Source organism: Pseudomonas sp. 43NM1 (genome assembly GCF_002836905.1).
Lineage (GTDB): Bacteria > Pseudomonadota > Gammaproteobacteria > Pseudomonadales > Pseudomonadaceae > Aquipseudomonas > Aquipseudomonas prosekii.
The window spans coordinates 1-11,835 of the sequence record NZ_MKGS01000102.1; the positions used below are offsets into that span (position 1 = coordinate 1).

8 protein-coding genes and 1 pseudogene are annotated in these 11,835 nt (G+C 61.1%); 5 read left to right on the forward strand and 4 right to left on the reverse strand.

The annotated features are described in order from the left end of the window. Both BI292_RS09685 and BI292_RS09690 read right to left on the reverse strand, forming a co-directional pair. Positions 1 to 237 (reverse strand): annotated as a pseudogene (locus BI292_RS09685) (phage late control D family protein); the annotation flags it as partial. 175 nt (positions 238 to 412) lie between these two features. Further along, complete coding sequence (locus BI292_RS09690; protein ID WP_101207742.1) at positions 413 to 2,764, reverse strand: TonB-dependent receptor; 2,352 nt, start codon at positions 2,762 to 2,764, stop codon at positions 413 to 415. 165 nt (positions 2,765 to 2,929) lie between these two features. Here BI292_RS09690 and BI292_RS09695 point away from each other — a divergent pair, with 165 nt between their 5' ends. Together BI292_RS09695 and BI292_RS09700 are read left to right on the forward strand one after the other, a co-directional pair. Then, on the forward strand, positions 2,930 to 3,874 hold the full coding sequence (locus BI292_RS09695; protein ID WP_101207743.1) for a LysR family transcriptional regulator: 945 nt from the start codon (positions 2,930 to 2,932) through the stop codon (positions 3,872 to 3,874). A gap of 195 nt (positions 3,875 to 4,069) precedes the next feature. Further along, on the forward strand, positions 4,070 to 5,686 hold the full coding sequence (locus BI292_RS09700) for an alkaline phosphatase family protein (RefSeq protein WP_101207744.1): 1,617 nt from the start codon (positions 4,070 to 4,072) through the stop codon (positions 5,684 to 5,686). 177 nt (positions 5,687 to 5,863) lie between these two features. Here BI292_RS09700 and BI292_RS09705 read toward each other — a convergent pair whose 3' ends face one another. Beyond that, entirely contained in the window at positions 5,864 to 6,784 is a 921-nt protein-coding gene (locus BI292_RS09705) for a TauD/TfdA family dioxygenase (protein WP_101207745.1), read from the reverse strand. A gap of 183 nt (positions 6,785 to 6,967) precedes the next feature. On the opposite strand from BI292_RS09705, the gene BI292_RS09710 reads away from it, so the two are divergent. Continuing rightward, positions 6,968 to 7,888 carry a LysR family transcriptional regulator gene (locus BI292_RS09710; protein ID WP_101207746.1) on the forward strand — a complete coding sequence of 307 codons (921 nt, stop codon included), beginning with the start codon at positions 6,968 to 6,970 and terminating at the stop codon, positions 7,886 to 7,888. A gap of 97 nt (positions 7,889 to 7,985) precedes the next feature. Here the strand turns inward: BI292_RS09710 and BI292_RS09715 are convergent, their stop codons facing one another. Continuing rightward, positions 7,986 to 8,999 carry an ABC transporter substrate-binding protein gene (locus BI292_RS09715; RefSeq protein ID WP_101207747.1) on the reverse strand — a complete coding sequence of 338 codons (1,014 nt, stop codon included), beginning with the start codon at positions 8,997 to 8,999 and terminating at the stop codon, positions 7,986 to 7,988. Positions 9,000 to 9,384: 385 nt separating this feature from the next. Between BI292_RS09715 and BI292_RS09720 the strand changes: the two genes are divergently transcribed. Next, positions 9,385 to 10,983 (forward strand): ABC transporter permease, encoded by a 1,599-nt coding sequence (locus BI292_RS09720; RefSeq protein ID WP_101207748.1) that lies wholly within the window; start codon positions 9,385 to 9,387, stop codon positions 10,981 to 10,983. After that, positions 10,980 to 11,795, forward strand: a complete 816-nt coding sequence (locus BI292_RS09725) for an ABC transporter ATP-binding protein (RefSeq protein WP_101207749.1) — start codon at positions 10,980 to 10,982, stop codon at positions 11,793 to 11,795. The genes BI292_RS09720 and BI292_RS09725 overlap by 4 nt, the downstream gene beginning before the upstream one ends. Positions 11,796 to 11,835: the final 40 nt, after the last annotated feature.

Sequence of the window (11,835 nt, forward strand, 5' to 3'; positions counted from 1 at the left end):
CACCCAGACATCTTCGATCCGCCCGTGCAGCCCTTCGCCGTTGACCCCGAACTGCAGAAACGCCGGTTGGCTGAGCAGGCTTTCTATATCGAAATCCGGGTGTTCGCTGACCAGCTCAATCTGGATCGCGTACAAGGCGCTGATCGCCTCGGTGCCGGCAAACGCCAGCACCTTTAAATCATGACGAACCGCGGGAATGTGCAACGAGAAATGCGCCGCATTGGCCGGCCGGAACATACGCTTATCCTTAAGCAAAGAGGAAATGAGCGCGATATCCAAACCGTCCGTGGTCTGTGCACGCGAAAACTGGCGGGCACGTTATCAACGGGGAAAAAGTATTGATGTAGGAAGGATCGTCAACCTCAGTCAGACCCTTCCTATATTGAAAAACCTACGACAGCCAAATCACGAATCAGAAGTCGTAGCGACCGGTCAGGCCGAGGGTGCGCGGGGTTCCGAGCAGGCCTTCATAACCGCCGTTGCCGCCGGTCCAGAGGGTCGTGTAATAGGTTTTGTCGAAGGCGTTTTTCAGCCACAGCGAGACGTCCCACTGGCCTTGGTTGAAGTCGCCGCGCAGGCCGGTGGAGAGGTTGACCACGGCGTAACTCGGGATCTGCCCGTAGTCGGAATCTTCCACGGTGCCGACGGCTTTGGAGCGGAACGCGTAGCTGGCGGTGACGTATTCTTCGAGGCCGCTGCTCAGGTTCCATTTGTATTCGCCGTTGGCGTTGCCGATCCATTTCGACGCGCCCACCACCTGGTGGCCGCTGAGGTCGCACGACGCCGGGGCGCCCGGTGCCTGGCTGATTTCCGGCGGGCATGGCGCGTCTTTGTACGAGAGGTAACTGACGTCGTTGTACGAGCCATTGATGTTCAGCGTCAGGCCCCGCAGCGGCACCAGGGTGCTTTCGAATTCGACGCCGCGTGAGCGCACCGAGCCGGCGTTGGTCAGGTATTGCACGCGATTGTCGGCGTCATAGGCGTTGGTCTGGTAGGCGTTGACCTGGGTCCAGAACACGTTGGCGTTGAGTTGCAGACGGCGGTCCCACAGGGTGCTTTTGAAACCGAGTTCGGCGTTGTTCGCGCGCTCGGTGCCGATCAGCAGCGAGTCGGCGCCCGCCGTCGGGGCAGAGCCGACCGCGAGGTTGACCCCGCCGGCCTTCTCGCCGTGAGACAAGGTGGCGTAGCCGAGCACGTCATCGGTGAAGCGATAACTGAGGTTCAACAAGCCTGAAGGGCTGGCGCTGTACTGATTCAAATCACCGGAGTCGTAAGCGCCGGTACGCCCACGTCGCGCCGTCGCCGCTGCGCCGGTCACTGCGGCGCCACCGACCGGTGCCGCGCGGGTCACCGAGGCGTTTTTCTCTTCATAAGTGCCGCGCACGCCGGCAGTGAAATCCAGGCGTGGCGTGAGGTGCCAGGTGCCTTGGGCAAACAGCGCAAAACTGTCGGTCTTGATGTGGCCCTTGCCGACGCTGTCGACGTTGGCCAGTGCGCCCGCCGGGGTGCCGTTCCAGATGTCCGCTTGCGGGCCGTAATTGGCGAAGGATTTGTTGTCCAGATCGTTGCCGAAGTAGTACGCGCCGAGCACGTAATCGAAGAATTCACCCTTGGGCGAAGCCAAGCGAAATTCCTGCGAATACTGTTTGTCTTCCACCGAAACCCCGGCGTTGTAGCTCGCCGGCACGTTCAAGCCATCGTCGTTGCGCGGGGTGAAATTCCACCAGCGGTAGGAGCTGATCGAGGTCAGGGTAAAGTCGCTCGGCAAGCTCCAGTTTGCCTCCAGCGAGGTGCCGCCCTGATGCACGGTGACGTGTTGATCGTTGTCCAGATTGACCTTGCGATGCGAGCCGTTGACCAGCGTCGCGCCCGCCGCAGCGGCGCGTGATTCATAAAGGTTGACGCCATTGATGGTCGGCCCGGTGTTGTACAACACGCGGGTGCCGGCGCTGGAATCCTCTTCGTTGTAATCGCCGATCCAGCGCAGGTTGAACGACTCGTTGGGCTTGTACAGCAACTGTCCACGAAAGCCTTCGCGCGAGCCGCCGTTCAAGTCGTGGCCATTGAATTCGTTTTTGATGTCGCCGTCGCTGCGCGTGCGATAGGCCGAAAATCGTCCGGCGAGTTCATCGTTGAGCGGTCCGGAAATCGTCCCTTTGGTCTGGAAATAACCGTCCTCGCCGACCGACGTTTCGATGCTGCGCTCCGGGGTGAACGACGGCGCGCGCGTGCTGATGTTGATCACCCCCGCCGTGGTGTTCTTGCCGAACAGCGTGCCTTGCGGACCGCGCAGCACTTCGAGCTGTTCGATGTCCATCAAGTCGAACACCGCCATGCCCGGCCGCCCGAGGTAAACGTTGTCGATGTAGAGCCCGACGCTGCCCTCCAGACCGTCGCTGGCCGGGTTGTTGCCGAGCCCGCGAATCGACACGCTGGATTGCCGCGCATGCATGTAGGCAACGTTGACGCTGGGCACCAGTTGCTGCAGATCCTGAATGCGATAAACCCGCTGGGTTTCCAGCGCCTGGCCGCTGACCACGCTCATGGGTGTCGGCACATCCTGCGAACTTTCTTCGCGGCGGCGCGTGGTGACAGTGACGGTTTCCAGTTGCGCACTGTCGGCGGCGGTTTTGCCGGCAGGCGCTGCGGCGGTAGTTGCCGGCTGCGCTGCGTAAGCCTGGGCGCTGCTCGCCAGTAATAGCGCCAAGGGCAGGCGTTTGAGCCGTCGGGGGGATACGGGTGAAGCGAGGTTCAACGGACTCATGAGGCGGCTCCTGATCAAAAAACACGCAACGACGTTCAGCACTGCATATTCTTTTAAGTTATTTATTTATGTTTTTACAAAGATTTACTGCATAAGAGATTGCCTTTATAAGGAGTCCACCTGATGCATATCCAATGCATTCGCCCGATATTTTTTATGTGAAAAATGCATATCGATCTGCGCCAACTCCGACACTTCATCGCCCTCGCTGACCAGCGCAGCTTCGTCGCGGGGGCGTTGGCGGTGAACCTCTCGCAATCGGCCTTCAGCCGCAGCATCCAGGCGCTGGAGCACAGCGTCGGCTGTCAGTTGGTCGATCGCGGCCGCAAGGATCTGGCGCCGACCAAGCAGGGGCAGATGCTGCTCGAACATGCGCGGCGACTGGTCAGCGGCGCGCAGCAAATGGCCAACGAGATCAGCCAGTTCAATGGCCTCGAGGCTGGGGAGTTGCGCTTCGGTTGCGGCCCGGCACCGGCGGCGGGCTTGATCCCGCGCGCGATCGCCAGTTTTATCGGGCGCTACCCGAAAGCGCGGGTGCAGTTTCAAGTCGATGACTGGCAGAGTCTGAGCAAGCGGCTGCTGAGTGAGGAGTTCGAATTTTTCGTCGCCGACACGCGTTATTTCGAGGCCGATCCGGACTACCTGACCCAGCGTCTGCGCCCGCGCAAATGGCATTTCTGCTGCCGCGCCGGACACCCGCTGGCGGCGCGCGAACGTATCAGCGCGGCGGAGTTGATGAGCTATCCGATGGCCGTGAGCATCCGTCCGCCGAACCTGCGCAAAGTCATCGTCGACTTGAGCGGCCGCCCGGATTTCACCCCGAATGTGGAATGCGAAAACAGCTATAGCTTGCTCAGTGTGGTGATGCGCTCTGACGCCATCGGCATCGTCGGCGCGTACTCGGACGCGCTGCATCACGCGAAGGGTGAATTGGTCTGTTTGAGGATTGACGGGCTGGCCGATGACCTGGAGGAGCTGTATACGCGCTACGGGATTGTCAGCCGCGCGGGGTATCGTTTATCGCCGCTGGCCGAGGCGATGATTGCGCAGATCAAAGAAGTGGATGCGCGGGATGAAGAGGTGTGTTCGCTGGAGAATCTGGCTGTCTGACATACCGCTATCGCGAGCAAGCTTTGCTCCTACGGTTTTGTGTCGTGCTCGGACCTGTAGGAGCAAGGCTTGCCCGCGATGGCGATTTTCTGGCCGCCGATGCAATCCCTGCATAAAACTCATTCCCCAAATGCACTTGCCTCAACCCCACCGCAACAGCGAAAAACCTCGCCTGTCTTCTGATTGGTGAACCCCATGTCCAACCCCGAAAAACCCGTGCGTAACGTGCTGTACATCATGTGCGACCAGCTGCGCCGCGATTACCTGTCGTGCTACGGCCATCCGCATTTGCACACGCCTAACATCGATCGCCTGGCCGCGGCCGGCGTGCGTTTCAGCCGTGCCTACACCCAAGGCACGATCTGCGGACCCTCGCGCATGTCCGCCTACACCGGCCGTTACGTCAGCAGCCATCAAGTGGCGTGGAACGCGGTGCCGTTGCCCCTCGAAGAATTGACCATCGGCGACTATCTGCGCCCGCACGGCATCCGCACCGCGCTGGTCGGCAAGACCCACGCCACGCCCAATCTGGAGGCGTTGCAACGCCTGGCCATCGACCCTGACAGCGCGCAAGCGGAGGATTTGAACGAGGTCGGCTTCGAGGCGTTCTTGCGCCACGACGGGATCTTTCCCGACGACCCGATTTTCGCCGACAAACGCGAGTCCGCGCCCTACACGCATTACCTGCGCGAACACGGTTTTGACGGGCTCAACCCATGGCACGACTGGGCGAATGCCGCCGAAGGAGATAACGGCGAAATCCTCAGCGGCTGGCAAATGCGCAACGCCCATCTGCCCGCGCGCGTCCCCGAGCAGCATTCGGAAACGGTCTACACCACCGACCGCGCCATCGACTTTATCGCCGAGCAAGGCGCGCAGCCGTGGTGCCTGCACCTGTCGTACATCAAGCCGCACTGGCCATACATCGCCCCGGCGCCGTATCACGCGCTGTACGGCGCCGATCAAGTGATTGCGCCGGTGCGCGCGGCGGCCGGTGAAACCAGCGATCACCCGGTGTACGAGGCGTTTCGCCAACATGAGGAGAGCCTGAATTTTTCCCGCGACGAGGTGCGGTTGAACGTGGTGCCGACCTACATGGGTTTGATCAAACAGGTGGATGATCAGCTCGGGCGCCTGTTCGATTTTCTCCAGAGCAACGGGCGCTGGGACGACACGCTGATTGTCTTCACCAGCGACCACGGCGACTTCCTCGGCGATCACTATTTGGGCGAGAAAGAGTTTTTGCTCGAGCCCGCGGTGGGCATTCCGCTGATCGTGCGCGACCCGAGGGCGGCGGCGGATGTCACCCGTGGTTCGGTGGATGATCGACTGGTGGAAACCATCGATGCCTTGCCGACATTTCTTCAGGCCCTCGGTTTGCCCAGCGCCGATCACCGGCTCGAAGGCCGTTCGCTGATCCCGTTGCTGCACGGCGTCGAAACCGATTGGCGGCGCTATGCGATCAGTGAATACGACTACGCGTTTCAGGCGCCGGCGCGCGAGCGACTGGCGCAACCGATCGACCGCTGCCGCATGACCATGGTCCGCAGCGAGCGCTGGAAATACCTGGCGTATGACGGCTTTCGCCCACAGTTGTTTGACCTGCTGAATGATCCGCAGGAATTGCACGATCTGGGCGCGGACCCGGCGTTCGCGGCCGTGCGCGAGGAGCATGCGGGGTATTTGTTCGAGTGGCTGCGCGGGTTGAAACGCCGGACCACGATCAGCCATCAGGAGATTGACCTGCGCGGGCAGCGCTTCCGTTATGGCGAGCCGGAAACCGAGAAAATGGTCCAGATCGGCGTGTGGTAAGCCGATCAACTGTGGGAGCGAGCTTGATCGCGATGGCGCAGTGTCAGTCGATAAACAGGTTGATGGATACGCCGCTTTCGCGAGCAAGCTCGCTCCCACAGGGTTTGTGCCTATTCACTGATGTTGTGGCACACACCAATCCACTGTGAGAGCGAGCCTGCTCGCGATGGCGACGGATCAGACGCCGGCGATTTCCGCTCCTTTGATCGTCTGGCTACGCTGCCCCGCGACGCCCACCGGCACTTCACCTTTCAACGTCACCCGGCGCACCACGCGGTCCTGAGTTCCGTAATCATCCACCGCGTAATGCTGGGTCGAACGGTTATCCCAGATCGCCACATCACCGGCCTGCCAGCGCCAGCGAACGGTGTTTTCCAGACGAGTGACATGGCTTTGCAGCAGCCCGAACAAGTGCGCCGAATCCGCTTGCGAGTAACCCTTGATGCGCTTCACAAAATGCCCCAGCAGCAAGCTCTTTTCGCCGCTGATCGGGTGCACACGAACCACCGGGTGCTCGGTCTCGTAAACGGTGGAGGTGAAGACTTTGCGGTAGCGCTCAAGCTTCTCCGCCGACACGTCGGGCTTGGCGCTGGCGTAGTCATATTCGTTGCTGTGCACCGCGGTCAGCTTGTCGGCGAGCTCACGCAGTTCCGGCGCCAGTTCGTTGTAAGCGGTCGCGGTGTTGGCCCACACGGTGTCGCCGCCGTAAGCCGGGGCGACCACCGAGCGCAGGATCGAGGCTTTCGGGTACGCGTCAACGAAGGTCACGTCGGTGTGCCAGGAGTTGGCGCGCTGACCTTCAGCGCCGTCGAGTTCGAGCAGGTAACGGGTGCCGTCGCGCACCGGCACGGTCGGGTGCGCCACCGGCTCGCCGAGCAAGTGCGCAAAGGCTTCCTGACGTTGATCGTCGAGGTGCGTCTGTTCGCGGAAGAACACTACTTTGTACTCGACCAGCGCTTGCTGAATGGCTTCGACGGTGGCGGCGTCCAGTTCACCGGAGAGGTGCACGCCGCGAATCTCGGCGCCGATACGACCGGCTACCGGGTGGATTTCGAGTGCGTGGACAGCGGGTTTTACAGCTAAAGCGGCATTGCTCATGGGTAGACCCTCGATCGGACTGCTGACGGTTGAGCGCCAGCGAAACAACGCTCTATCTATATTCAATTTAGATCTAACAGATATTTGCATGCTTCGTTGACGGAATAAGAGCTTGCATTTAAAACCTCATGCAACCCTCGTCGCAAATGCCTTCGAGCTATTTTTAGGATGCCGGAAAAGCATATGGATCTTCGCCAGTTGCGCTACTTCATCGCCCTCAACGAACACCGCAGTTTTGTCCGCGCGGCCGACGCCATGGGCATCACTCAACCGGCGTTCAGCCGCAGTATTCAAGGGCTGGAGCAAGAGTTCGGCTGTGTGCTGGTGGACCGTGGCAACAAGGATTTGCGCCCCACGCCCGAGGGTCAGGTGGTGCTGCAACACGCCTTGACCCTGGTGCAAGGCGCGGCGCTGCTCAGCGCGGAAGTGACGCAGATGACCAAGCTCGATGCCGGCGAATTGCGCTTCGGTTGCGGCCCGGCGCCGGCGGTGAAACTGGTGCCGGATGCAGTGGCGCAATTCATCAACGCGCACCCGAAAGTGCGCACCTGTTTTCAAGTGGATAACTGGGAAAAACTCAGCCGCGCGTTAAGCCGCGAAGAGATCGAATTCTTCATCGCCGACATCCGCCATTTCGAGGCTGACCCGAACTTCCAGACTCAGGCACTGACGCCCAAGCGCGGCGTATTTTTTTGCCGGCCGGGGCATCCATTGCTGGTCAAGGACAGCCTCTCGACCAACGACATGTTCGACTATCCGCTGGCGACCACGCTGATCCCGCCGGGCATCCGCAAACTGCTGGCGAACCTCAGTGGACGGATGGATTTTTCACCGACCATCGAGACTGAACACTTCCCGGCGCTGGTGAAGATCGTGTTGCAGTCGAACGCGATTGGGATTGGCACCGAAGAGGCGTTTATCGAGGACGTGGCGCAGGGTTCGCTGGTGCTGCTGCACTGGCGCAATTTGCCGCAGAACATCGAAAGCATGAACGCGCGATGCGGGATTGTCAGCCGCACCGGGTTCAGACTGTCGCCGGCCGCAAGGGCGATGATCGAGACGTTGGTGGCTGTGGATAAACAGCAGATCAGCGTCGCGGTTTAGGGCCTCTTCGCGGGCAAGCCTCGCTCCCACAGTGCTTGCGCAAGCCCTGTAGGAGCGAGGCTTGCCCGCGAAGATGTGAGAACAGACGCTTAAAATCTCAGAGCTTCGCGGCTGCCAACTCCGGCGCCACCCAGTCGCTCACTTTGAACGGCTTGCGGATCAGCCGCTGCTGCGCCGCCAAGTCCACCGAATCCTGCAATTTGCCGAGGAACACCGGGTCCAGCGTCGAGGGGAAAACTTCGCTGAGTTTCTGATCCTCCAAATCCTGCTGAAGAATGATCGGTGGATAACTCGCCAGCCCCGAAACCAGCTGAATGTAGGCGTCCTTGTTGGCGTCCTGGGTCAGCCAGTCCACCGCTTGCTGCTGCGCCTTGAGCAATTTCGCAACCGCTTCCGGGTGTTCGTCGACAAACTTGCCACTGCCGACCAGCACCGCTTGCACACTGCCGGCGCCGCCGAGGTCCTTGGTGTTGAGCGGCAACTCGGCCAGCCCTTTGGCCTGCAACGCGGTCAGCCCGGAGCTGCCCCACGACGCGTCGATCTGCTTGGCCGCCAACGCCGCTACCGCGCCGCTGAAATCGAGGTTGATGACCTTCACATCCTTCTCGCTCAAACCCTGACTGGCCAACGCCGCATCGAACGACAACTGCGTGGCGGTGCCACGGAAGATCGCCACGCGTTTGCCTTTGAGGTCTTGCAGCGTCTTGATCCCCGAACCGGGGACCACGCCCAGATACTGTTTGACCCCGCGAGCGGTGGCGCTGAGCAGCCGGGTGTCGAGGCCGTTGGACCTGCCGATAATCGCCGCCAGATCGCCGAGGTAGGCGAGGTCAACCTGGCCGTTGGCGAATGCCTCGTTGATCACCGGGCCGGCGCCCTTGAAGAAGCTCCACTGAATCTTGATGCCTTGATCGGCGAAGGCCTTTTCGAAGATCTGCTGGTCACGCAAAACATCGGTAATCCCGCCGCCGCTGTTCTGCGTACCGGCGCTAAGGTCGGGCACAGCGATGCGAATTTCCTTGAGTTCAGCGGCCTGCGCGCTGAGTGCGATTAACCCTGCCAGCGCCGGTGCGGCAAACAGATTGATGACACGTTTGAAGGGACGATTCATGGGTGCGGCTCCTGGTGACGACGGCGTTGAGGAGCAGAACGTAGGCTGAATCGGTCGCGACACTTAAATACTATAAATTCACATTTTTAGATCATCTGGATCTATGCGGGGGAGAGCGTGGCTCTGCGGAGGGTATGCATAAACAGCATCGAAAATATTCTTCGAATGCATTGGATGCGGGTGGGCTGGAAGCCTTAAATGGTCTCGCTTATCTCCCAATAGCATTGATTCAATTTTTTATAGATCAATTTTGCATACATCGAAGCCCTGTAGGAGCGAGGCTTGCCCGCGAAGAGGCCGTCACATTCAACATTGATGCTGGACCGTCACATCGCCTTCGCGGGCAAGCCTCGCTCCTACACAAGGTCAAAAACGGAGGTCACCCATGGCCCGTGTTTCCCTTCTCAGCCTGCCGCTGGCCGCGCCGCCGCTCAATCGTCGGCGCTTGTGGCCCAGCGTCAGCCAACGCCTGCTGCCATGGTTACTGCCCATCAGCCTGTTTGCCCTTTGGTGGCTGGCCAGCCGCAATCACTGGATGAGCGAGCAAATCCTCCCGGCGCCATCGCTGGTGTGGAGCAGCGCAGTCGAACTGGCCCAAGGTGAAATTTGGGGGCACTTGTGGATCAGCCTGCAACGGCTGTTCTGGGGTTTGCTCGCCGGGGTCAGCGCGGGCGCCGCGTTGGGTGCAGCGCTGGGTTTCAGCCGACGTCTGGAGCGTCTGGTGTTTCCGTCATTTGCCGGGTTGGCGCAGGTGCCGACGCTGGCGTGGATTCCGCTGTTCATGGTGTTTTTCGGCATTGGCGAAACGCTGAAACTGGTGGTGCTGGTGAAGGCGATTGTGGTGCCCGTGACCCTGCACACGCTGGTCGGCGTACGCGATGCACAACCGAAATTGCGCGAAGCCTCTGCCGTCCTGCGCCTGCCGACTCACGTGTTGATCCGGCGCCTGGTGCTGCCCGCCGCGCTGCCGGCATTCATGGCTGGCGTGCGTTTGGCGTTGGCTGCCGGTTGGACGTCGTTGCTCGCGGTGGAGTTGCTGGCCTCCAGCGAAGGCATCGGTTTTCTGATGGTGTGGGCGCGGCAGTTGTTCATGCTCGACATCGTTTTTGTGGTGATCGTGGTCATCGGTTTGATCGGCGTGACGATGGATCGCGGCATCGGTTGGCTCGACAAAAAACTGGTGCACTGGCCACACCCGGCGACCGCAGAGATTCGTCGCGGCCCGCGTTATGCCGGTTGGCAACGGCTGCAACCGTGGCTGCTGCCGTTAGCGCTGCTGGCGCTGTGGCAAGTGGCGTCGGATCAGCAATGGGTCGACGCGAACATTTTGGTCAGCCCACTGGTGGTGCTGGAAACCACTGGGCATGGCTTGCTCGATGGCACGTTGATCGGCGGCATGGCCCTGAGCCTGGGACGCACGCTCGGCGGTTTGCTGCTCGGTGGCGGTCTCGGATTTGCCGTCGGTTTGCTGCTCGGGTTGTCGCGCAGCAGTGAACGGGTGCTCGGCCCGACGCTCGCGGCGATCCGCCAGATTGCGATTTTCGCCTGGGTGCCGCTGCTGACCGCGTGGTTCGGTCTGGGCGAATTGGCCAAGTGGGTGTTCGTCGCGCTCGCGGCGTTTTTCCCGCTGTTCATCGCCACCCAACGCAGCGTCGCCAACCTCTCGCCGCAACTCAATGAAGCGGCGCAAGTGCTGCGCCTGACCTTGGCACAACGTTTGCGCCGCTTGGTCTTGCCGGGCGCCGCGCCAGGGATTTTCGCCGGCCTGCGCCTGAGCCTGATCTACGCCTGGCTCGGCAACATCGGCGCCGAATATTTCATGCCGTCCAACGGCGGCATCGGTAGCCAGATGATCGGCGCGCAACAACTGCTGCGCATGGACCTGATCATGGCCGGCATGCTGCTGGTCGGCCTCACCGGCGCGCTCCTCAACCTTATTGGCCAACGCCTGGAAATCCGCGCCACTCGCTGGAGACACGCATGAACGCACCGATTGTCAGCTTCAACCATGTCGGCAAATCCTTCGACGTCGACGGCTTCGAACTGGAAGCGATTCGCGAATTCAACCTGGACATTGCCGAGGGCGAATTCGTCGCCATCGTCGGTTCCAGCGGCTGCGGCAAATCGACTTTGCTGCGATTGCTGGTCGGGCTCGACACCGAATTTCGCGGGCACATCAGCGTGGACGGCAAAGCCGTCAGCGGCATCGGCAGCGAACGCGGGATCGTCTTCCAGGAACACCGCTTGTTCCCGTGGCTGACGGTCGCCGACAACATCGGTTTGGGCCTGGTCAACGAGCCATTGAGCGCCGAGCAAAAACACCAGCGCGTGAACGATTTCATCGAACTGGTGGGCCTCACCGACTTCACCCGCGCCTATCCGCATCAGCTCTCCGGCGGCATGGCGCAAAGGGTGGCAATCGCCCGCGGACTGGTCGCCAGCCCACGGATCCTGCTGCTCGACGAACCGTTCGGCGCCCTCGACGCGCTGACCCGCCAGCAGATGCAGGACGAGCTGCTGGCGATCCGCGCGCGGGCGAAAATCACCACCATTCTGGTCACTCACGATGTCGAAGAAGCCATCTTCCTCGCCGACCGCGTGGTGGTCATGGAGCCGCGCCCCGGCCGGATCAAACAAGTGGTCGACATCGCCCTGCCCCACCCGCGCCAGCGCAGCAGTTTCGACTTCCACCAACGGCGCGAAGAACTGCTGCACGAACTCACCAGCGACGACCATTACCAACCGAGCGCAGCGGTGCAGATCCGGGATCTGCCGCTGTCGTTTATTGCTTGCTGAAGGATCGGACGCCTTCGCGGGCTAGCCTCGCTCCTACAGG